Source organism: Dickeya dadantii NCPPB 898 (assembly GCF_000406145.1).
Lineage (GTDB): Bacteria > Pseudomonadota > Gammaproteobacteria > Enterobacterales > Enterobacteriaceae > Dickeya > Dickeya dadantii.
Map to the genome: position 1 here is coordinate 4,489,905 of NZ_CM001976.1, position 22,168 is coordinate 4,512,072.

At 58.3% G+C, this 22,168-nt stretch carries 15 protein-coding genes; 6 read left to right on the plus strand and 9 right to left on the minus strand.

What is annotated here, in order from left to right:
* Positions 1-323 precede the first annotated feature (323 nt).
* Positions 324-2,144 (plus strand): polygalacturonase PehW, encoded by a 1,821-nt coding sequence (gene pehW / locus DDA898_RS20175; protein ID WP_038912176.1) that lies wholly within the window; start codon positions 324-326, stop codon positions 2,142-2,144.
* A gap of 376 nt (positions 2,145-2,520) precedes the next feature.
* Complete coding sequence (gene pehX, locus DDA898_RS20180; RefSeq protein WP_038912177.1) at positions 2,521-4,329, plus strand: exo-poly-a-D-galacturonosidase PehX; 1,809 nt, start codon at positions 2,521-2,523, stop codon at positions 4,327-4,329.
* Positions 4,330-4,380: 51 nt separating this feature from the next.
* Here pehX and rep read toward each other — a convergent pair whose 3' ends face one another.
* Positions 4,381-6,405, minus strand: coding sequence for a DNA helicase Rep (rep, locus tag DDA898_RS20185; protein WP_038912178.1), 2,025 nt, complete (start codon positions 6,403-6,405; stop codon positions 4,381-4,383).
* Between the two features lie 184 nt (positions 6,406-6,589).
* Between rep and ppiC the strand changes: the two genes are divergently transcribed.
* Positions 6,590-6,871: a peptidylprolyl isomerase PpiC gene (gene ppiC, locus DDA898_RS20190; protein ID WP_013319866.1), complete on the plus strand. Its 282-nt coding sequence runs from the start codon at positions 6,590-6,592 to the stop codon at positions 6,869-6,871.
* Positions 6,872-6,911: 40 nt separating this feature from the next.
* On the opposite strand, the gene putA is transcribed toward ppiC, so the two are convergent.
* The gene (gene putA, locus DDA898_RS20195) at positions 6,912-10,901 is read right to left on the minus strand and encodes a trifunctional transcriptional regulator/proline dehydrogenase/L-glutamate gamma-semialdehyde dehydrogenase (protein WP_038912179.1); all 3,990 of its coding nucleotides are present in this window, start codon (positions 10,899-10,901) and stop codon (positions 6,912-6,914) included.
* Positions 10,902-11,181: 280 nt separating this feature from the next.
* On the opposite strand from putA, the gene putP reads away from it, so the two are divergent.
* Positions 11,182-12,681, plus strand: coding sequence for a sodium/proline symporter PutP (gene putP, locus DDA898_RS20200; protein ID WP_038912180.1), 1,500 nt, complete (start codon positions 11,182-11,184; stop codon positions 12,679-12,681).
* Positions 12,682-12,783: 102 nt separating this feature from the next.
* On the opposite strand, the gene DDA898_RS20205 is transcribed toward putP, so the two are convergent.
* On the minus strand, positions 12,784-13,170 hold the full coding sequence (locus DDA898_RS20205; RefSeq protein ID WP_236616688.1) for a hypothetical protein: 387 nt from the start codon (positions 13,168-13,170) through the stop codon (positions 12,784-12,786).
* Positions 13,171-13,275: 105 nt separating this feature from the next.
* Entirely contained in the window at positions 13,276-14,754 is a 1,479-nt protein-coding gene (gene ilvC / locus DDA898_RS20210) for a ketol-acid reductoisomerase (protein ID WP_013319869.1), read from the minus strand.
* Positions 14,755-14,923: 169 nt separating this feature from the next.
* Here ilvC and ilvY point away from each other — a divergent pair, with 169 nt between their 5' ends.
* On the plus strand, positions 14,924-15,811 hold the full coding sequence (gene ilvY, locus DDA898_RS20215) for an HTH-type transcriptional activator IlvY (RefSeq protein WP_013319870.1): 888 nt from the start codon (positions 14,924-14,926) through the stop codon (positions 15,809-15,811).
* The gene (locus tag DDA898_RS20220; protein WP_038912181.1) at positions 15,811-16,575 is read left to right on the plus strand and encodes a lysozyme inhibitor LprI family protein; all 765 of its coding nucleotides are present in this window, start codon (positions 15,811-15,813) and stop codon (positions 16,573-16,575) included. Before ilvY ends, DDA898_RS20220 begins: the two co-directional genes overlap by 1 nt.
* Before the next feature lie 3 nt (positions 16,576-16,578).
* Here DDA898_RS20220 and DDA898_RS20225 read toward each other — a convergent pair whose 3' ends face one another.
* The 5 genes from DDA898_RS20225 to ilvM form a co-directional block, all read right to left on the minus strand.
* Positions 16,579-17,319 carry a DUF2461 domain-containing protein gene (locus DDA898_RS20225; protein ID WP_033112133.1) on the minus strand — a complete coding sequence of 247 codons (741 nt, stop codon included), beginning with the start codon at positions 17,317-17,319 and terminating at the stop codon, positions 16,579-16,581.
* A 159-nt stretch (positions 17,320-17,478) separates the two neighbouring features.
* The gene (gene ilvA, locus DDA898_RS20230) at positions 17,479-19,023 is read right to left on the minus strand and encodes a threonine ammonia-lyase, biosynthetic (protein WP_038912182.1); all 1,545 of its coding nucleotides are present in this window, start codon (positions 19,021-19,023) and stop codon (positions 17,479-17,481) included.
* A 5-nt stretch (positions 19,024-19,028) separates the two neighbouring features.
* Positions 19,029-20,879: a dihydroxy-acid dehydratase gene (gene ilvD, locus DDA898_RS20235; protein WP_038912183.1), complete on the minus strand. Its 1,851-nt coding sequence runs from the start codon at positions 20,877-20,879 to the stop codon at positions 19,029-19,031.
* A 69-nt stretch (positions 20,880-20,948) separates the two neighbouring features.
* Entirely contained in the window at positions 20,949-21,875 is a 927-nt protein-coding gene (ilvE, locus tag DDA898_RS20240; protein ID WP_013319875.1) for a branched-chain-amino-acid transaminase, read from the minus strand.
* A 24-nt stretch (positions 21,876-21,899) separates the two neighbouring features.
* Positions 21,900-22,157, minus strand: a complete 258-nt coding sequence (gene ilvM / locus DDA898_RS20245) for an acetolactate synthase 2 small subunit (protein WP_013319876.1) — start codon at positions 22,155-22,157, stop codon at positions 21,900-21,902.
* Positions 22,158-22,168 lie beyond the last annotated feature (11 nt).

Consider the following 22,168-nt stretch of genomic DNA (forward strand, 5'->3'; position numbering starts at 1 on the left):
ACACCGGGCAGGCAAGCTCGGCACTTTTTCGCCGTTATCCGGACCCGGCTTCCGTTAGCGGCGATGGCAAGAGAAACACCGTCGTACCAACGCCTGTGATTAAGTTATGCCTGCTGCAACCTATCATCGAAGAACACGCCACCTGACGGCAAAAAGGGGTAACAATTGCTTACCCCTTTCTTTATCTCACTGTCTATTATTTGCCCAATTCCTTAAATAGGAATGCAATGCTCATTTTTATAAAACACAGTTTCTTAAAAATGCGTATCTCTCTGAATGAAACACTCATCAGCTACTTAATTTCGAGAAAATAAGGAAAACAGATGAAAGCCATGAGATTTTCGCAGCACCACGCCCTGGTGTTGATAACGTCGGTGTATCTGTTCAGCAATCAGGTTCAGGCTATACCGACAAGTGAGCGAACATCGCCAGCCTTACAGGCGGTTGCACCGTCCCTCGATGACCACAGCGTGGTATTAGTCTGGCATGCGCCAGAAGATACATCCGCTATCGCCGATTACCAAATTTACCAAAATGGTCAGCCCATCGGACTCGCCAGCCAGAATAACGACCTGCACTCGCCAGCCAAACCGTACATTAGTGCGTTTTACAAAAATGACACCGGCAATTTCCATCACCGGGTGGTGATACAGAATGCGAAAATCGACGGGCTGAAAGCGAACACCGACTACCAGTTCACCGTACAGACAGTGTATGCCGACGGTACGACTTCCGCTGACAGCAACGAGGTCACTGTCACAACGACCACCACGCCGCAAGTGATCAACATCACCGAATACGGCGCTAAAGGCGACGGCACCACGCTGAATACCAGCGCGATTCAGAAGGCGATCGATGCCTGCCAGACCGGTTGCCGCATCGACGTTCCGCCCGGGGTATTCAAAACCGGCGCGCTGTGGCTGAAAAGCGACATGACGCTGAATCTGTTGCAGGGTGCGACATTGCTCGGTTCCGACAATGCGGCCGATTACCCTGACGCCTACAAGCTTTACAGTTACTCATCCCAGGTGCGCCCGGCATCGTTGATCAACGCCATCGACAAAACCAGCTCCGCCGCCGGAACGTTCAAGAACATCCGTATCATCGGCAAAGGCGCCATTGACGGCAACGGCTGGAAACGCAGCGCGGATGGCCAGGATGAACTGGGCAACAGCCTGCCGCAGTACGTGAAGAGTGATAGCAGCAAGGTTAGCAACGACGGTATTCTGGCGAAAAACCAGGTAGCGGCGGCCGTCGCCAAAGGCATGGACATCAAACTCGCCTATAGTCAGCTTCGTTCCAGTCTGGTCACCCTGCGCGGCGTCAAAAACGCCTACATCGCCGATGTCACCATCCGCAATCCGGCCAACCACGGCATCATATTCCTGGAAAGCCGGAATGTGGTGGAAAACAGTGTCATTCATCAGACCTTCAACGCCAACAACGGCGACGGCGTCGAATTTATCAATAGCCAAAACATCATGGTATTCAACAGTGTGTTTGATACCGGAGACGACAGCATCAACTTCGGCGCCGGTCTGGGTCAGGATGCGCAGAAGCAGGAACCTTCGCAAAACGCCCAGTTGTTCAACAACTATTTCCGTCACGGGCACGGTGCCGTGGTAATGGGCAGCAACACCGGCGCAGGCATTGTCAATGTACTGGCGGAAAACAACGTGATCAGCCAGAGCGACGTTGGCCTGCGAGCCAAGAGCGCTCCCGCCATTGGCGGCGGCGCACATGGCATCGTATTCCGTAATAGCGCGATGAAAAACCTGGCTAAGCAGGCGGTTATCGTGACGTTAAGTTACAGCGACAACAACGGCACCATCGACTATACCCCGGCCAAAGTGCCTGCCCGTTTCTATGGCTTCACCGTCAAAAACGTCACCGTGCAGGACAGTACCGGCTCAAGCCCGTCGATTGAGATCACCGGGGACAGCAGTAAAGATATCTGGCATAGCCAGTTTCTCTTCAGCAACATGAAACTCAGCGGCGTGATGCCCGCCTCAATCAGCGACCTGAGCAACAGCCAGTTCAATAATATCGCTTTCAGTGACTTGCGCGGCGGCACCTCCCCCTGGAAATTCGGCGCAGTTAAAAACGTCACGGTGGATGGGAAAGTCGTTAGCCCAAGCCCTTGAATGTTAGACGTATAACCTAATCGCTATTAGCTTGATCACTATTCACCCGATCAACTACACCGGGCAGGCAAGCTCGGCGCTTTTTCGCCGTTATCCGAACCCGGCTTCCGTTAGCGGCGATGGCAAGAGAAACACCGTCATACCAACGCCTGTGGTTAGGTTATACCTGCTGCAACCTATCATCGAAGAACACGCCACCTGACGGCAAAAAGGGGTAACAATTGGTTACCCCTTTCCTCCTTGTCACCTGATTAATCTGTGATCGCTTTCGGGGAAAAAAGAAATACGACATGTATTTTTATAAAACGTCGTTTCGAAGCGACATCTCGTCCGGATAAAACACATTAATCAATTAAAAGAAAACTAAGGAACAAGGATGGAAACCATCACATTTTCACGTCGCCCTGCCCTGGCGTCGATAGTAGCCGCATGTCTAATTAGTACGCCTGCGCTGGCGGCAACGGCTCAGGCGCCGCAAAAACTCCAGATTCCCACACTGTCTTATGACGACCATAGCGTAGCGCTGGTCTGGGATGCGCCGGAAGACACGTCCAACATCACCGACTATCAGATTTACCAGAACGGCCAGCTCATCGGGCTAGCCAGCCAAAACAACGATAAGAACTCGCCAGCTAAACCGTACATTAGTGCGTTTTACAAAAATGACACCGGCAATTTCCATCGCCGGGTGGTGATACAGAATGCGAAAATCGACGGGCTGAAAGCGAACACCGACTACCAGTTCACCGTACGGACAGTGTATGCCGACGGTTCGACTTCCGCTGACAGCAACGCAGTCACTGCCACCACGACCGCCACGCCGCAAGTGATCAACATCACCCAGTACGGCGCTAAAGGCGACGGCACCACGCTGAATACCACGGCGATCCAGAAGGCGATCGATGCCTGCCAGACCGGTTGCCGGGTTGATATTCCGGCGGGGGTCTTCAAAACCGGCGCGCTGTGGCTGAAAAGCGACATGACGCTGAATCTGTTGCAGGGTGCGACATTGCTCGGTTCCGACAATGCGGCCGATTATCCTGACGCCTACAAAATATACAGTTACTCATCCCAGGTGCGCCCGGCATCGTTGATCAACGCCATCGACAAAACCAGCTCCGCCGTCGGGACGTTCAAGAACATCCGTATCATCGGCAAAGGCGTCATTGACGGCAATGGCTGGAAGCGTAGCGCGGACGCCAAAGACGAACTGGGCAATAGCCTGCCGCAGTACGTGAAGAGTGATAGCAGCAAGGTGAGCAAGGACGGTATTCTGGCGAAAAACCAGGTAGCGGCGGCCGTCGCCAAAGGCATGGACGTCAAAACCGCCTATAGTCAGCGTCGTTCCAGTCTGGTCACCCTGCGCGGCGTCAAAAACGTCTACATCGCCGACGTCACTATCCGCAATCCGGCCAACCACGGCGTTATGTTCCTGGAAAGCCAGAATGTGGTGGAAAACAGCGTCATCCATCAGACCTTCGACGCCAACAACGGCGACGGCGTTGAATTTGGCAATAGCCAGAACATTATGGTATTCAACAGCGTGTTCGATACCGGGGACGACAGCATCAACTTCGCCGCCGGTATGGGCCAGGACGCGCAGAGTCAAGAACCTTCGCAAAATGCCTGGTTATTCAACAACTACTTCCGCCGCGGGCACGGTGCCGTGGTAATGGGCAGCCACACCGGCGCAGGCATTATCGATGTACTGGCGGAAAACAACGTGATCAGCCAGAACGACGTTGGCCTGCGAGCCAAGAGCGCGCCTGCCATCGGCGGCGGCGCGCATGGCATCGTATTCCGTAATAGCGCGATGAAAAACCTGGCTAAGCAGGCAGTTATCGTGACGTTAAGTTATAGCGACAGCAACGGCACCATTGACTATACCCCGGCCAAAGTGCCTGCCCGTTTCTATGACTTCACCGTCAAAAACGTCACCGTGCAGGACAGTACCGGCTCAAGCCCGGTGATTGAAATCACCGGAGACAGCGGCAAAGGCATCTGGCACAGCCAGTTTACCTTCAGCAACATGAAACTCAGCGGGGTGACGCCTGCCTCAATCAGCGACCTGAGCGACAGCCAGTTCAACAACCTGACGTTCAGCAAACTGCGCAGCGGTTCTTCGCCGTGGAAATTCGGCACGGTGAAGAACGTTACCGTAGACGGCAAAATCGTCACACCCTGACAGAGGGGTTATTCGCACGCCGGGCCATCGCGCCCGGCGTATTTTTCGTCTTCACTCTTTATCTCTGGCCTTTGCCAGTTGAGCGCGCAAATTAGCCAGATGGTTTTGCCCTTTCTGCATCCGCTCCTGTGGGCTGGCGACCTTGCGTTCGGTTTCCCACATCACATCATCCTGCGGCAGCTCCAGCAGAAAGCGGCTCGGCTCCGGGCGAATCAACTCACCGTACTGCCGCCGCTCGCGGCATAGGGTGAAGGTCAGCTCTTTCTGCGCGCGGGTAATGCCCACATAAGCCAGACGCCGTTCCTCATCGACATTATCTTCGTCGATGCTGGTCTGATGCGGCAGCAGCCCTTCCTCCATCCCCACCAGATATACGTACGGGAACTCCAGCCCCTTGGACGCGTGCAGCGTCATCAATTGCACCTGATCCAGCTCTTCCTCGGCTTCGTTACGTTCCATCATGTCGCGCAGGGTAAACCGGGTTACCACCTGCGTCAGCGTCATCGGCTCGTCAAGGTCGCTGCCTTCCAACATCTCCGTCATCCAGGTAAACAACGTGTTGACGTTTTTCATGCGCATTTCCGCCGCTTTCGGGCTCGGCGAGGTTTCGTACAGCCAGCTTTCGTAATCCAGACCGTGGATCAGGTCGCGCACCGCCTTCACCGGCTCTTGCTCCGCCTGTCGGGCTATCTCGCCCATCCACTGGGTGAAGCGCTGCAATGACTCCAGCCCGCGCCCGCTCAGGGTCTGACTCAGCCCCATGTCGAAGCTGGCGTTGAACAGGCTGCGATTGCGCTGGTTGGCCCACTCGCCCAGCTTTTGCAGTGTCGCCGGCCCGATTTCGCGCTTCGGCGTATTCACGACGCGCAGAAACGCGCTGTCGTCTTCCGGGTTAGTCAGCACGCGCAAATAAGCCAGCAAATCTTTGATTTCCGGGCGGGAGAAAAACGACGTGCCGCCGGAAATGCGATAAGGGATGCGGTTTTGCATCAGTACTTTTTCAAACAACCGTGACTGATGGTTGCCGCGATAAAGAATCGCGTAGTCGCCGTACTGGGTTTTTCGGATGAAGTGATGGGCAATCAGCTCCCCCACCACCCGCTCGGCCTCGTGGTCTTCGTTATTGGCGGTGATGATTTTCAGCTCTTCGCCATAGCCCAGCTCGGAATAAAGCCGCTTTTCGAATACGTGCGGGTTGTTGGCGATCAAAATATTGGCGGCCTTGAGAATACGGCCGGACGAGCGGTAATTCTGCTCCAGCTTGATCACCTGCAACTGCGGAAAATCCTGCTGCAACAGCGACAGGTTCTGTGGGCGAGCGCCACGCCAGGAGTAAATCGACTGGTCGTCGTCACCCACCACGGTAAAACGCGCCCGGCTGCCCACCAGCAGTTTTACCAGTTCATACTGACTGGTGTTGGTGTCCTGATATTCGTCCACCAGCAGATAGCGCAGGCGGTTCTGCCAGCGCTCACGCACCTCTTCATTGCGTTTGAGCAACAACGTCGGCAATAGGATCAGGTCATCAAAGTCCAGTACGTTGCAGGCACGCAGATGCTCGTCATACAGGCGGTAGCAATGCGCGAACAGCCGGTCCCGTTCCGAGCGCGCCAGCGCCGCCGCCTGTGCCGGGTCAATCAGGTCGTTTTTCCAGTTGGACAGGGCGGACACCAGCTGTTGCAGCAAATCTTTGTCATTCTGTAGCCATAGCTCGGTCAGCTCTTTCAGCAGCGCCAGCTGATCCTGATCGTCAAACAACGAAAAATTGGACTTCATGCCCAGCGCCGCGTATTCGCGCTTGATGATCTCCAGCCCCAGCGTATGGAAAGTGGCGATCAGCAGACCGCGAGTTTCCTGACGTCCCAGCGTCTGCGCCACACGCTCTTTCATCTCTCGCGCGGCCTTGTTGGTGAAGGTCACCGCGGCGATATGGCGCGCCTGATAACCGCAGCCACGGATCAGGTGGGCGATTTTCTGGGTAATCACTCGGGTTTTGCCGGATCCCGCCCCGGCCAGCACCAGACAGGGACCGGTCACAAATTCAACGGCGTGTTGTTGGCTGGGATTCATGCGCATGGTGTTTCGTGCTCGACGTTCAAACGAAAATGGATTTTAACAGAAGAGGATTGTAGCAAAAGTCAGGGCCAGGGCGAGGATCCGTTAACCCGCTTCTGAACGCGCCCCGCATTTCCTTTCCTGATGAGGCGGTGCTAGGCTGTGCCTTGCAACATCGGCTTTCCCTTTGCTCAAGGAGCGTACTATGGCAAATACCGCGGCAGCATTGCACATTCTGGTGGATACCGAACAACAGGCCACCGATATTCTGGCTCAACTGGAGAAGGGAGCGGATTTTCAGCAGTTAGCAAAAAAACATTCGACCTGCCCGTCAAAGCACAACGGCGGCGATTTGGGAGAATTCCGTAAAGGCGACATGGTGCCGGATTTTGATAAAGCGGTGTTTTCCTGCGAACTGCTCAAACCCTTCGGCCCGGTAAAAACCCAGTTCGGCTACCACATCATCAAGGTGCTGTACCGTAACTAACTGGGCAGAGGCGGCGCATGCCGCCTCTTCATACATCCTATTATCCAATCGTCATCAGGCTGGCGTTACCGCCGGCCGCCGCGGTATTGATACTGAGCGATCGCTCAATCAATAGCCGCTCCAGCACGATGTCGGTTTCCCCGCGGGACAACCCCTGCACGCCGACAATCGCGCCGGCGCGCTGCGCCAGCTGTTCGCTCAGGTGGCGCAACCGATCGGCGTCGCCATGAAAAATCACCGCATCAAACCGGCTGTCGTCAGTCAACCCGTCACGGCAAAACGCCACCCGCGCCTGCACGGCCTCGGGCAGTTGCCGATACAACGTCTGCCGTTCGGACGCCTCGACCCACAGCGCCCGGCTGCCTGCCGCCAACACCGCCGCCAGTTGCACCAGCGAGTCATCGTCGTTGTCCGCCACGCACAGCACCTGCTCACGCGGCAGCAGCGTATAGGTATCGCGCTCGCCGGTGGGGCCGGGCAACACCCGAACTGTACCGCTTTGCGTCAGCTCGGCATAACGCCGGCAGCATGAAACCAGCTCGTCACGCTGAACCTGCCGCGCCCACGACTCCAGCGCCTGCAATCCGGTCAGCAGCGGCTGACGGGCGGCGACATCCACCGGCCGCTCGCTGTCCTGACGGGCCAGCGCCCGTGTCGTCGCATCATCCGGACGGTGCGACAGCAGCCGACAGAGATAGAGCGGCCCGCCCGCTTTGGGTCCGGTGCCGGACAGCCCTTCGCCGCCGAACGGCTGCGCGCCGACCACCGCCCCGACCATATTGCGGTTCACATACAGGTTGCCCACCTTCGCCTGACTGGTTACCCGGGTAATCGTCTCGTCAATACGGGTATGCAGGCCAAGCGTAAGCCCATAACCGGCGGCGTTGATGTGCCCAATTAGCGCATCCAGTTGACTACGGGAGTAACGCACCACATGCAGCACCGGGCCGAACACTTCCTGCCGCAGCTCCTCTACGCTTTCCAGTTCGATCAACGTCGGCGCGATGAAATGCCCGCGCGCCCACTCTTGCTCGTCCTGACTGTTCGGCCACGCCGCCTGAAATACCGGCCGTCCCTTCGCGCGCAGAGTCTGAATGTGGCGTTCAATCCGCTGTTTCGCTTCGGCGTCAATCAATGGCCCGATGTCGGTGGAAAGCCGCTCCGGGTTGCCCATGCGGCACTCCGCCATCGCACCGCGCAGCATCGCCAGCGTTTTCTCCGCCACCTCTTCCTGCACGCACAACAACCGCAGGGCGGAGCAGCGTTGACCGGCGCTGTCGAACGCCGAGGCCACCACATCCGTCACCACTTGCTCGGTAAGCGCCGAAGAATCGACAATCATCGCGTTTATGCCGCCGGTTTCGGCGATAAGCGGCGTGGTGCGCCCCTGCGGGTCAAGTCGACCGGCCAGTGTACGCTGCAACTGCGCGGCGACGGCGGTGGAGCCGGTAAACATCACCCCGCGCACCCGGTCGTCGCTCACCAACGCCGCGCCGACGGTTTCACCCGCACCCGGCAACAATTGCAGCGCACCGGCAGGCACCCCAGCCTCATGCAGAATCTGCACCGCCTGAGCGGCAATCAACGGGGTCTGTTCCGCCGGTTTAGCCAGCACGCTGTTGCCGGCCGCCAGCGCCGCCGCTATCTGGCCGGTGAAAATCGCCAGTGGAAAATTCCACGGGCTGATACACACCACCGGACCCAACGGGCGGTAGTCATGATTATTGAAGGTTTCGCTGACCTGAACGGCGTAGTAACGCAGGAAATCCACCGCTTCGCGCACTTCCGCAACCGCGTTCGCCAGCGTCTTGCCCGCCTCGCGCACCAGCAATCCCAACAGGTGCTGTTGCCGATTTTCCAGCAGATCGGCGGCGCGCGACAGAATCGCCGCCCGCTCGGTAGCCGGCGTGGCGAACCAGATGTCGCCAGCGCTGACGGCCTGTTCCAGCGCCAGCACGATATCCTGCGGCTGCGCCTCGCGCACATACCCCACCACATCGCGCGGTTCAGCCGGATTGACCACCGGGCGGCTGTCGTCACCGGTATCGTCTTCATTTACTTCTTCCACCGCCAGCATCGGTTGCGCCTGCCACGGCCGGGCAGCGCTGGTCAGTAATGCGCTGGACAGCGACGCCAGCCGGTGCTCGCTGGACAAATCCAGCCCGCTGGCATTACGCCGCGTTTTTCCATACAACGCGCGCGGCAGGGGAATGCGCGGATGCGGTTGCCCGACCAACCCTTCACGCGCCGCCAGCGCTTCCGTTTCACTTACCGGGTCAGCCACCAACGTTTCCAGCGCCACCGACGGGTCGGCAATCCGGTTGACAAACGAGGTGTTGGCGCCGTTTTCCAGCAACCGGCGTACCAGATAAGCCAGCAGCGTTTCATGGGTGCCGACCGGCGCGTAAATCCGGCACGGGCGGTTCAGTTTGCCATCCGCCACTTTGCCCACCACCCGCTCATACAGGGGTTCGCCCATGCCGTGCAGGCACTGGAATTCATACTGCCCCGGATAGTAGTTATTACCCGCCAGATGGTAGATCGCGCTGAGCGTATGGGCGTTATGGGTGGCGAACTGCGGATAGATCAGGTTCGGCGCCGCCAGCAGGCGGCGGGCGCAGGCCAGATAGGAAACATCGGTGTACAGCTTGCGGGTGTATACCGGATAGCCTTCCAGCCCGTCCATTTGGGCGCGCTTGATTTCGCTATCCCAGTAGGCGCCTTTAACCAGCCGAATCATCAGCCGCCGCTGGCTGCGGCGCGCCAGATCGATCAGCGCGTCAATCACCAACGGACAGCGTTTCTGATAAGCCTGAATCACAAAACCGATGCCGTTCCACCCCGCCAGCCGGGGTTCGAAACACAGGCGCTCCAGTAAGTCGAGGGACAGTTCCAGCCGGTCGGCTTCTTCGGCATCGATGTTTATGCCGATATCGTATTGCCGCGCCAGCAGCGTCAGCGACAGCAGGCGCGGATACAGCTCGTCCATCACCCGTTCGTACTGCGCCCGACCGTAGCGAGGATGCAGCGCCGACAGTTTGATGGAAATACCCGGTCCTTCATAAATACCGCGTCCGCCGGCGGCTTTGCCGATGGCGTGAATCGCCTGCTGGTAGGAGAGCAGGTAAGCCTCGGCGTCATCGCCGGTCAGCGCCGCCTCGCCCAGCATATCGTAGGAATAACGGAAACCACGTTCTTCCAGCTTGCGGGCATTCGCCAGCGCCTCGGCGATGGTTTCCCCAGTCACGAACTGCTCGCCCATCAGCCGCATCGCCATGTCCACGCCCTTACGCACCAGCGGCTCGCCGCTTTTGCTGATGATACGGTTGAGCGCGCCGGACAGATGGGATTCGTTGTGAGTGGCAACCAGCTTACCGGTGACCAGCAATCCCCAGGCGGCGGCGTTGACGAACAACGAGGCGCTGCGCCCGACGTGCGACTGCCAGTTGCCGGTACTGATTTTGTCGCGGATCAACGCATCCCGCGTGGGTTTGTCCGGGATGCGCAGCAGCGCTTCCGCCAGACACATTAATGCCACGCCTTCCTGCGACGACAACGAAAACTCCTGCAACAGGCTTTGCACCATGCCGGCACGCCCGCCGCTGTTTTTCTGTCCGCGTAATTTCTCCGCCAGCCCTGCCGCCAGCATGCTGGCGGCGTGCGACATCGCCTCCGGCATACGCGCCTGTTCCAACAGCATCGGCACCATTTCCGTCTCCGGCCGCCGGTACGCGGCGGTGATCGCCGAGCGCAACACCGACTGCGGCAACACCTGTTCAGCGAAGTCCAAAAACGGTTGATGGGTTTCTTCTTGTGGCGATTGCGGCATAATCTCTGCCGCCTCAATCGGGTCCTGCCCGGCCGGATGGGGAATTTCAGGGGTGTCCGCACCACTTTCAAGGCGTTCAAGATAGCTGAAAATGGCCTGTTTAATCAGCCAGTGCGGCGTGCGATCAATGCGCAGCGCCGCGGCTTTGAGCCGCTCGCGCGTGGCCTCATCGAGCTTGACGCCCATGGTGGTGGTGCCCATATCCGCTCCTGTTATAAGAAAGTTGTGTTGGCAAGCAGAATCACTATCGGACATGTTGCAACTTTGTGCAACCTTGTTAACAAGTTACGTTTTTTACTGTATTACTGCCCGTTTTTCTGATCGGACGACCGGTTAGCCCGGCGATGCCGCGAGGTTTTCCTTTGCGTTTGTCCGGCCGTCAGATGAAAGGTGCAACCTGGTAGCAACGACATCGAATCCGCGACCGCTCTGAGCTTGCCGGAGCGCAGGACTGACGGATCTCATCATAATGGAGAACACAATGACGACGATGAGCACACCCTTGCTGGTCACCTTTCTGGTGTACATCTTCGGGATGGTGTTGATCGGCCTGATGGCCTATCGCGCCACCAATAACTTTGGCGACTATATTCTGGGCGGCCGCCGCATGGGGAGCGTGGTCACCGCGCTGTCCGCCGGCGCGTCCGACATGAGCGGCTGGCTGCTGATGGGGCTGCCGGGTGCGGTGTTTTTGTCCGGCATTTCCGAAAGCTGGATCGCCATCGGCCTGACCATCGGCGCCTATCTGAACTGGACCTGGGTGGCCGGGCGCCTGCGGGTGCACACCGAGGTCAACCATAACGCCCTGACGCTGCCGGATTATTTCAGCCATCGCTTTGAAGACAAAAGCAAATTGTTGCGGGTGATTTCGGCGCTGGTGATTCTGGTGTTCTTCACTATTTATTGCGCCTCCGGCATCGTGGCGGGCGCCCGGCTGTTCGAAAGCACCTTCGGCATGAGCTACGATACCGCACTGTGGGCCGGTGCCGCCGCCACCATCGCCTACACCTTTATCGGCGGCTATCTGGCGGTCAGTTGGACCGACACCGTGCAGGCCAGCCTGATGATTTTCGCGCTGATCCTGACGCCGGTCATCGTCATTCTGTCGGTAGGCGGCATCACCCCCTCGCTGGCGGTGATCGAAGGCAAAAGCCCGGCTAATCTGGATATGTTCAAAGGGCTGGACACCATCGCCATCCTGTCGTTGCTGGGCTGGGGGTTGGGCTACTTCGGTCAGCCGCATATTCTGGCGCGGTTCATGGCGGCGGACTCACACCACACCATCCGCAGCGCCCGTCGTATCAGCATGACCTGGATGGTGCTCTGTCTGGCGGGCGCCGTTACCGTCGGGTTCTTCGGCATCGCCTATTTCACCGGCAATCCTGACCAGGCAGGCAACGTCAGTCAGAACGGCGAACGGGTATTCATCGAACTGGCACGCCTGCTGTTTAACCCGTGGATCGCCGGCGTGCTGCTGTCGGCCATCCTGGCTGCGGTGATGAGTACGCTCAGTTGCCAGTTGCTGGTGTGCTCCAGCGCCATCACCGAAGATTTGTACAAACCGTTTCTGCGCAAAAACGCCAGCCAGAAAGAACTGGTGTGGGTCGGCCGTGCCATGGTGCTGTTGGTATCGGTCATCGCGATTGCGCTGGCGGTGAACCCGGAAAACCGGGTGCTGGGGCTGGTCAGTTACGCCTGGGCCGGCTTCGGCGCCGCGTTCGGTCCAGTGATTCTGATTTCCCTGCTGTGGCCGCGGATGACCCGCAACGGCGCGCTGGTCGGTATGCTGGTCGGCGCCGCCACGGTAATTATCTGGAAACAGTACGGCTGGCTGAATCTGTATGAAATCATCCCCGGTTTCCTGCTGTCCTGCGCCGCGATTGTGGTGGTCAGCCTGCTGGGCCGCGCCCCCTCCGCCACCGTGACCGAGCGTTTCCATCAGGCCGAGCGGGAGTTTAAATCCGCGCCGGCGGATGCCTGATCACCAGATAACGACATACCCAGATAACAATATTTCCAGATAACAACATACCCAGATAACAACATCCCCAGATAATAATAAGGCCCGAATCATCGGGCCTTATTATGGGTGAGTCACGGTAATGCGGGTTTTCAATGTTTCATAATCACCATGAAGGCGGATGCGGTTATCCAGTCGGTACACATCGCCGGTCACGTTAATCACCAGCACGCCATCCTGCATACGGATATCCGCGTCGCGGCTGTTAGTCTTGAGCACATCCACCGCTTCCCCGCCGTTCACGCTGACGGTATACCGATAGACAAATCCCACCGTTGCCCCGCCACTTTCGAGCTGGAGAACATTTACCGTGACGTTATCCTCAAGCCGGTATTGCCGCACCAGGCGGTAATCATCGTCCGACCAATAGAAAAAGGCCAAAAGCATCACGAACAAAGCGGCAACAGCGCCCGTCAGCCGCGGCGACGAGAAGGAAAACGCCTTACTCACCTTTATTTCCTGCATCGCTCATCCATGCCCTATGTGGCTGATAGATTCAAAAAAAACGGGGCGCAATCGGCGCCCCGTTCTAATATGCGATAAGTTCTACTGGCCTTAGCCAGCGACCGCAATGCGTTTCATGTCGGTCATGTAGCCGCGCAGCTTCTTACCGATGACTTCGATCGGGTGGTTGCGGATAGCGTCGTTTACGTCACGCAGTTGCGCGTTATCCACGCCGGTCGCTGCTACCGGTTTGCCCAGGTCGCCCGGCTGCAGGCTGTCCATGAACGCGCCTTTCAGCAGCGGAACAGCGGCGTTGGCGAACAGGTAGTTGCCGTATTCAGCGGTATCGGAGATCACCACGTTCATTTCATACAGACGCTTACGGGCGATGGTGTTGGCGATCAGCGGCAGTTCGTGCAGCGACTCGTAGTAGGCGGACTCTTCGATGATGCCGGAGCTGACCATGGTTTCGAACGCCAGTTCCACGCCGGCTTTCACCATCGCGATCATCAGTACGCCGTGATCGAAGTACTCCTGCTCGGCGATTTTGCCTTCAAACTGCGACGCGTTTTCAAACGCGGTTTTACCGGTTTCTTCACGCCAGGTCAGCAGTTTCACATCGTCATTAGCCCAGTCGGCCATCATGCCGCTGGAGAACGCGCCGGAGATGATGTCGTCCATGTGTTTCTGGAACAACGGCGCCATAATACCTTTCAGCTGTTCAGACAGGGCGAAAGCGCGCAGTTTAGCCGGGTTGGACAGCCGGTCCAGCATCAGGGTGATGCCGCCCTGCTTCAGGGCTTCGGTGATGGTTTCCCAGCCGAACTGAATCAGTTTTTCCGCGTAAGCCGGGTCAGTGCCTTCCGCGACCAGCTTATCGAAGCTCAGCAGCGAACCGGCCTGCAACATGCCGCACAGAATGGTCTGCTCGCCCATCAGGTCGGATTTCACTTCCGCCACGAAAGACGACTCCAGCACGCCCGCACGGTGACCGCCGGTTGCGGCAGCCCAGGCTTTGGCGATCGCCATGCCTTCGCCTTTCGGGTCGTTTTCCGGGTGAACGGCGATCAGCGTCGGCACGCCGAAACCACGTTTGTATTCTTCACGCACTTCGGTGCCCGGGCACTTCGGCGCCACCATCACTACGGTGAGGTCTTTACGCACCTGCTCGCCCACTTCAACGATGTTGAAGCCGTGGGAGTAACCCAGCGCCGCGCCCTGTTTCATCAGCGGCTGTACCGCCTGCACTACGGCGGAGTGCTGTTTGTCCGGCGTCAGGTTAACCACCAGGTCCGCCTGCGGGATCAGCTCTTCATAAGTGCCGACTTTAAAGCCGTTTTCAGTCGCTTTACGCCATGACGCGCGTTTTTCGGCGATGGCTTCGGCACGCAGGGCGTAGGCGATATCCAGACCGGAATCGCGCATGTTCAGACCCTGGTTCAGCCCCTGAGCGCCACACCCTACGATGACCACTTTTTTGCCTTTCAGGTAGCTGGCTTCGTCGGCGAATTCATCGCGGCCCATAAAACGGCACTTGCCCAGTTGCGCCAGCTGCTGACGCAGGTTCAGTGTATTGAAGTAATTGGCCATGAGGCGTGCTCCATCTGATATTGTGTTTGCGTTTGCTTTATGTTCGGGACAGCGGTAACCACCGCCATCAGAATGTCATTATGATATGACAGGAAATACATTGCTTAAATTGATATATTAACAACGTCACATTGCAAGAATTGCAACATAAAAACGAGACACTGCGCGCATGGACTTACGGGATCTGAAACTGTTTTTGCATCTGGTGGAGAGCCGCCACTTCGGCCGCACCGCCAAGGCGATGCACATCAGTCCCTCCACGCTGTCGCGCCAGATTCAGCGGCTGGAAGAGGACATCGGCCAGGCGCTGTTTTTGCGCGACAACCGCACCGTGCGCCTGACCGATGCCGGCGAGCACCTGAAAACCTTCGCTCAGCAGACGTTGCTGCAATACCAGCAGTTGCGCCTGATTCTGCAACAACGCGGCCAGTCGCTCTGCGGCGAGCTGCGGCTATTCTGTTCAGTGACCGCCGCTTACAGCCACTTGCCGCCGATTCTGGATCGCTTTCGCGCGCGGTATCCGCTGGTGGAAATCAAGCTCACTACCGGCGACGCCGCCGACGCGGTGGACAAGGTGCAGTCCAATGACGCCGACCTCGGCATCGCCGGTCACCCGGAAACGTTGCCCGGCAGCGTGGACTTCATGCCCATCGGCAAGGTGCCGCTGGTGCTGATCATTCCGGCGCTGCCCTGCCCGGTGCAGGCGCAGGCATTGTTGCCGCATCCGGACTGGTCGCAAATTCCGTTCATCCTGCCGGAGCACGGCCCGGTGCGAAAAAGAATTGACGTCTGGTTTCGCCGTCAGCACATTACCAATCCGCCCATTTACGCTACCGTGTCCGGCCATGAAGCGATGGTTTCCATGGTGGCGCTGGGCTGCGGCATCGCCCTGATCCCTGACGTGGTACTTGAAAACAGTCCGGAACCGGTGCGTAATCGTGTGTCGATATTGGAAGCGCAAGCCATGGAGCCTTTCGAACTGGGCGTCTGCGTGCAGAAAAAGCGCCTGAACGACCCGTTGATAGCGGCATTTTGGGAAACCCTACAGGAAAAATGATGAAACGATCGCTTGCTACGTTACTGCTGCCACTGGCTGTGGGTTGCAGTGCGCTCCCGGCGCTGGCCGCCAGTTTTCCCTGCCAGCAGGCCGCTTCGGCGCAGGAGAAACTGCTCTGCCAGACGCCGGCGCTCAGCCAACTGGACGATGAGCTGGCGAAAGAGTGGCAGAAGTCCCGCGCGTTTCTCACCGGCAACCCCGACCGCATCGCGCAGGACAAAAACCTGACGCAGTTCCAGCGTGGCTGGCTGTCCAGCCGTAACACCTGTCGGGATGAAGAGTGCCTGCGTCAGAGCTACCAGCAGCAGCTTACTCGCCTGCGCTACCTGAACGATGTCACCCAGCACACCATGCCGGATCCGATCACCCGGTCACGCCGCGGCAGTTGCTTTGACGGTGACTACAGTTACGAGTATTACCTGCAGTTGTCCGATCAGGAGTACGCCGAACTGAGCGATTACTTCAAGGAAATGTACGACCAGAAAGCGCCGTACCACCTGGCCAACCTGACGCTGAATACCGAAAACGACGAGATCACCGGCAACGGCTCGGTGGCGTTCCGCTATGCCAACAAACTGGATGACATCACGCTCAGCGCCCGCCAGATGACCGACACTCAGGCCATCGGCCTGACGGAAAGCAGTTTCGGCGGGCAGAAAAAACTGCTGTTGACCTGCGTTGACAACCGGCAGTTGCAAATCACGGTGTTTGACGCCGCCGGTGAAAGCTATCTGTTTGATTATTTGATGGTAAAGGGTAAATAACCCTCAGCGGCTAAACCACTTATCATCCAGAAAGGCGGGGCTGACTTTTTCGGGTTCCGCCGCTCTCTTCATCGCTTCAATCTTCATCAGGTAGTGATACAGCGGCTCCAGCCGGGTAAAACCTTGCGCCAGCACCGATACCAGTTCACCGCTGAACAGCGGTTCCTGATCCTGCCGGGTGGTCATGACCGCAAACGATTTACGGTTGTACCAGTGCGCCAGCTCCGGTGCCTGCTCCTTAACCAGCGGCCGTTTGTAACTCTCGCCCACCAGCTCAAATTCGCGCCCCAGACAGGCCGCTACCTTCAGAAAACCCTGCGGGTTGTCGCGCAGCGTCTGCCGGAATAGCTCCATGGTGGTGCGGCTGGCGCTGTAATACCCTAACCCGTAGCTCCAGTCATACGGCGTCAGTTCGAAAAAGTAGACCGGCGCATCGGTCCAGTCTTTGTGGGTACGTTTGAAGGTAAACCACATTTTGTCGCGATAGCGGGATTTGTCGTGAGAAAAGCGAGTATCGCGATGAATACGGGATAACGTTTTGCCCACTGCCGGCTTAGTTTCAAAATGGTCGTCAATTTGCAGCATGGCGATGGACAGCGATTCCACCAGCGCCCGAAACGGCGTCAGCAGTGTGGCGTCATATTCCGGCCGGTGCTCTTCGAACCAATCCTTGCTGTCCTGCTGGCGTACCTGCTGCAAAAACGTCAGCGTCTGCGATGAAAACCCGTTGAATCCCGTTGTCATGATGTGGTGTCCCTGACTGGTATCAAACGTCAAGCCTACCGCAGCACACCCTAAAATAAAATGCGCCCGGCGGCGTAAACCGTCGGGCGCATTCGGAAAAGCTAACGCGCGTCCACCTTGAAAGAGCTTAGCCTTGCGAGAACTTAGCCCTGCGAGAACTTAGCCTTGCAAGAAGAAACGGAACGCCGGATTCTGCGTCTCATCGTGGCACTCATACCCCAGCGCCTGCAGATGTTGCTCGAACGCCGGGTCGTGTTCCGTACGCTCGAAAGCCGCCAGTACACGACCAAAGTCGGTGCCGTGGCTGCGGTAATGGAACAGCGAGATATTCCAGTACGTTCCCAGCGTATTGAGGAACTTCAGCAACGCGCCCGGCGATTCCGGGAACTCGAAGCTGTACAACCGTTCCTTCAGCGGCTTGGACGGCCGCCCACCCACCATGTAGCGCACATGCAGTTTCGCCATCTCGTCGTCGGACAGGTCCACCACCTGATAACCGCCCGCCTGCAATTCCGCCAGAATCTCCTGCCGCTCAACATTGCCGCGCGTCAGCCGCACGCCGACAAAAATACAGGCGTTGTCGGCATTGGCGTAACGGTAGTTGAACTCGGTGACGGAACGCCCGCCCAGCAACTGGCAGAACTTGAGGAAGCTGCCCTTCTGCTCGGGAATGGTCACCGCCATCAGCGCTTCACGTTGTTCGCCCAGTTCGCAGCGCTCGGATACATAGCGCAGCCCGTGGAAGTTGACGTTGGCGCCGGACAGAATATGCGCCAGCCGCTCGCCCTGGATATTGTGCTGCTGGATGTATTTTTTCATCCCGGCCAGCGCCAGCGCCCCGGACGGTTCGGCAATCGCGCGCACATCCTCGAACAGGTCTTTGACCGCCGCGCAGATAGCGTCGCTGTCAACGGTGATCACATCGTCCAGATACTCCCGGCACAGGCGGAAGGTTTCGTTACCGATGCGCTTCACCGCTACCCCTTCGGCAAACAGCCCGACGCGCGGCAAATCCACCGGCTGACCGGCATCCAGCGCCGCACGCAGGCAGGCGGAATCTTCCGCTTCGACGCCGATCACCTGAATCTGCGGCATCAGTTGCTTGATTAGCACCGCCACGCCCGACGCCAGACCGCCGCCGCCCACCGGCACGAATACGCGGTCCAGATGGGCATCCTGCTGCAGCAGTTCCATCGCCACCGTCCCTTGCCCGGCGATCACCGCCGGGTGGTCGAACGGCGGCACAAAGGTCATGTGCTGCTGTTGCGACAGTGCGATCGCCTTGGCTTTGGCTTCATCAAAGTTGGCGCCGTATAGCAGCACTTCGCCGCCAAAATCGCGCACCGCATCCACCTTGATGTCCGCCGTGGCGACCGGCATCACGATCAACGCGCGAATGCCGAGACGGCTGGCGGACAGCGCCACGCCTTGCGCATGGTTGCCGGCCGAGGCCGTCACCACGCCGTGTGATTTCTGCTCGTCACTGAGGCTCGCCATCATGGCGTAAGCGCCGCGCAGCTTGAAGCTGTGCACCAGTTGACGATCTTCACGCTTGACCAGAATGACGTTGCCAAGCCGTGAGGACAGTTTGTCCATCGGTTCCAGCGGCGTGACCTGCGCCACTTCGTACACCGGCGCGCGCAACACCGCGCGCAGGTACTCCGCTCCGCCGGGTTCGGCGGGAAGAGGTTGTGATACAGCCATGGCGTTTAGCCTCCCAGCTTGCTCTTGTCTCGGACCGCGCCTTTGTCGGCGCTGGTAGCCAGGCTGGCGTAAGCGCGCAGCGCAAAAGAAACCTGACGGTTACGGTTTTTCGGCGTCCAGGCGGCATCGCCGCGCGCCAGTTCCTGCTCGCGACGGCGGGCCAGATCGTCGTCGCTCACTTCCAGCGCGATACCGCGTTTGGGAATGTCGATAGCGATCATGTCGCCGTCCTGCACCAGACCAATGATGCCGCCGTTGGCCGCTTCCGGCGACGCATGGCCGATGGACAGGCCGGAGGTGCCGCCGGAGAAACGACCGTCGGTGATCAGCGCACAGGCTTTGCCCAACCCCATCGATTTCAGGAAGCTGGTCGGATAGAGCATTTCCTGCATGCCGGGGCCGCCTTTCGGGCCTTCGTAGCGAATCACCACCACGTCGCCGGCCTGCACGCGGCCGCCCAGAATCGCTTCTACCGCGTCATCCTGGCTTTCATACACCTTGGCCGGGCCGCGGAACACCAGACTGCCTTCATCCACGCCAGCGGTTTTCACGATACAGCCGTCTTCGGCCAGATTGCCGTACAGCACCGCCAGACCGCCATCCTGACTGTAAGCGTGTTCGCGGGAACGGATGCAGCCTTCCTGACGGTCGATATCCAGCGAATCCCAGCGGCAGTCCTGCGAGAACGCCTGCGTGGTGCGAATGCCCGCCGGGCCGGCGGCAAACATTTTTTTCACCGCGTCATCCTGCGTCAACATGACGTCATAAGCGGACAGCGTTTCCGGCAGGGTCAGGCCCAGTACGTTTTTCACGTTTTTATTCAGCAGGCCGGCGCGATCCAGCTCGCCCAAAATGCCGATCACGCCACCGGCGCGGTGCACGTCTTCCATGTGGTATTTCTGGGTGCTCGGCGCTACTTTGCACAGCTGCGGCACTTTACGCGACAGACGATCGATGTCGTCCATGGTGAAGTCCACTTCCGCTTCCTGCGCCGATGCCAGCAGGTGCAGCACGGTATTGGTGGAGCCGCCCATGGCGATATCCAGCGTCATGGCGTTTTCAAACGCCGCCTTGGTGGCGATATTGCGCGGCAACGCGCTGGCGTCATCCTGTTCGTAGTAACGCTTGGTCAGTTCAACGATGCGTTTACCCGCGTTGAGGAACAGCTGTTTGCGGTCGGCGTGGGTCGCCAGCAGCGAGCCGTTGCCCGGTTGGGACAGCCCCAGCGCTTCGGTCAGGCAGTTCATGGAGTTGGCGGTGAACATGCCGGAACAGGAACCGCAGGTCGGGCAGGCGGAGCGCTCAATCTGATCGCTGTCGGCGTCACTGACATTCGGATTAGCGCCCTGAATCATGGCGTCCACCAGATCCAGCTTGATGAGCTGATTGGAAAGCTTGGTCTTCCCGGCTTCCATCGGACCGCCGGAGACGAAAATCACCGGAATGTTCAGGCGCAGCGACGCCATCAGCATCCCCGGGGTGATCTTGTCGCAGTTGGAGATACACACCATGGCGTCCGCGCAGTGCGCGTTGACCATGTACTCCACCGAGTCGGCGATCAGTTCGCGGGACGGCAGGGAATAGAGCATACCGCCATGCCCCATGGCGATACCGTCATCCACCGCGATGGTATTAAATTCTTTGGCGACGCCGCCGGCGGCTTCAATTTGCTCGGCGACCAGTTTGCCCAGATCGCGCAGGTGAACGTGTCCGGGTACGAATTGCGTGAACGAGTTCACCACGGCGATGATGGGCTTGCCGAAATCGGCGTCGGTCATCCCGGTGGCGCGCCACAGGGCTCGCGCTCCAGCCATATTACGACCATGCGTGGTGGTGGCTGAACGGTACTTAGGCATACTCTGATTACTCCAGTTTAAACGGGTAGCCGGCGGCGGTTTGCGCCACCGGAAAAAGTCTTTGTTTGATTAACGGTTTACCGGGTCCAGCCAGCCCCATTTGTCTTCCGTCTCGCCGGTGAACAGGCCGAAGAACGCCTGCTGTAGCTGTTTGGTAACCGGGCCGCATTTGCCGATGCCGACCTGAATGCCGTCCACGCTGCGAACCGGGGTGATTTCCGCCGCCGTGCCGGACATGAACACTTCATCCGCCAGATACAGCGATTCGCGCGACAACACCTGCTCGCGCACTTCAAAGCCTTTGTCTTTCGCCAGCTTGATGATGGCGTCGCGGGTAATACCCGGCAGCGCGGCGGAAGTGAACGGCGGGGTGAAAATCACGCCGTCTTTTACTTCAAACAGGTTTTCACCTGCGCCTTCAGAGACATAACCGTTCACATCCAACGCGATCCCTTCCTGATAACCGTGACGGCGCGCTTCGCTGCCCACCAGCAGAGAAGACAGGTAGTTACCACCAGCTTTAGCCGCGGTCGGAATGGTATTGGCGGCAACGCGATTCCAGGACGACACCATGGCGTCGATCCCCTGATCCAGCGCTTCTTCGCCCAGATACGCGCCCCACGGGAACGCCGCGATAATCACATCGGTGTTATAGCCGGCTGGCGGGTTAACCCCCATGCCTACATCGCCAACAAATACCAGCGGGCGAATATACGCGCTGGTCAGTTTGTTCCGACGCAGCGTTTCGCGGCAAGCTTCCATCAGCTCGTCAACGCTGTAGGAGATCGGCATACGGTAAATTTTGGCTGAATCATGCAGGCGCTGCATGTGTTCGCGATGACGGAACACCACCGGCCCTTTGTGAGAACTATAGCACCGCACACCTTCAAACACCGACGTGCCGTAATGCAGCGCGTGGGACATCACGTGAACTTTGGCGTCCGCCCAGGGAATCATTTCGCCATTGAACCAGATATAGTCTGCTTTTTTTGTCATTGTTGATTTTCCTTACCGATGCCGTCAGGCACGTATTTGTTGTGATGTGAGCGGCTGGATCTCCACACAGGCAATGTCCAGCAGTTTGCTTAATTGGGTTGACAATAAATCCACCGATCTGTGGCTGGCAACGGTCATTTCTATCTGTACCTGATCGTCGTTATTCGCCTGCGTCATATTCATGGCGCAAACCTGAAAACCACGATGACGGGTCACGCGCAACACGCGCTCCAATACTTCCGGACGATAACGGGCCTGAATGGAAAGCTGATGATGTGTCATGGGAAAATCTC

Coding starts and splice junctions, on each gene's coding strand:
- pehW (WP_038912176.1), top strand. CDS start 324: ATGAAAGCCATGAGATTTTCGCAGCACCACGCCCTGGTGTTGATAACG.
- pehX (WP_038912177.1), top strand. CDS start 2,521: ATGGAAACCATCACATTTTCACGTCGCCCTGCCCTGGCGTCGATAGTA.
- rep (WP_038912178.1), bottom strand. CDS start 6,405: ATGCGCATGAATCCCAGCCAACAACACGCCGTTGAATTTGTGACCGGT.
- ppiC (WP_013319866.1), top strand. CDS start 6,590: ATGGCAAATACCGCGGCAGCATTGCACATTCTGGTGGATACCGAACAA.
- putA (WP_038912179.1), bottom strand. CDS start 10,901: ATGGGCACCACCACCATGGGCGTCAAGCTCGATGAGGCCACGCGCGAG.
- putP (WP_038912180.1), top strand. CDS start 11,182: ATGACGACGATGAGCACACCCTTGCTGGTCACCTTTCTGGTGTACATC.
- ilvC (WP_013319869.1), bottom strand. CDS start 14,754: ATGGCCAATTACTTCAATACACTGAACCTGCGTCAGCAGCTGGCGCAA.
- ilvY (WP_013319870.1), top strand. CDS start 14,924: ATGGACTTACGGGATCTGAAACTGTTTTTGCATCTGGTGGAGAGCCGC.
- DDA898_RS20220 (WP_038912181.1), top strand. CDS start 15,811: ATGAAACGATCGCTTGCTACGTTACTGCTGCCACTGGCTGTGGGTTGC.
- DDA898_RS20225 (WP_033112133.1), bottom strand. CDS start 17,319: ATGACAACGGGATTCAACGGGTTTTCATCGCAGACGCTGACGTTTTTG.
- ilvA (WP_038912182.1), bottom strand. CDS start 19,023: ATGGCTGTATCACAACCTCTTCCCGCCGAACCCGGCGGAGCGGAGTAC.
- ilvD (WP_038912183.1), bottom strand. CDS start 20,879: ATGCCTAAGTACCGTTCAGCCACCACCACGCATGGTCGTAATATGGCT.
- ilvE (WP_013319875.1), bottom strand. CDS start 21,875: ATGACAAAAAAAGCAGACTATATCTGGTTCAATGGCGAAATGATTCCC.
- ilvM (WP_013319876.1), bottom strand. CDS start 22,157: ATGACACATCATCAGCTTTCCATTCAGGCCCGTTATCGTCCGGAAGTA.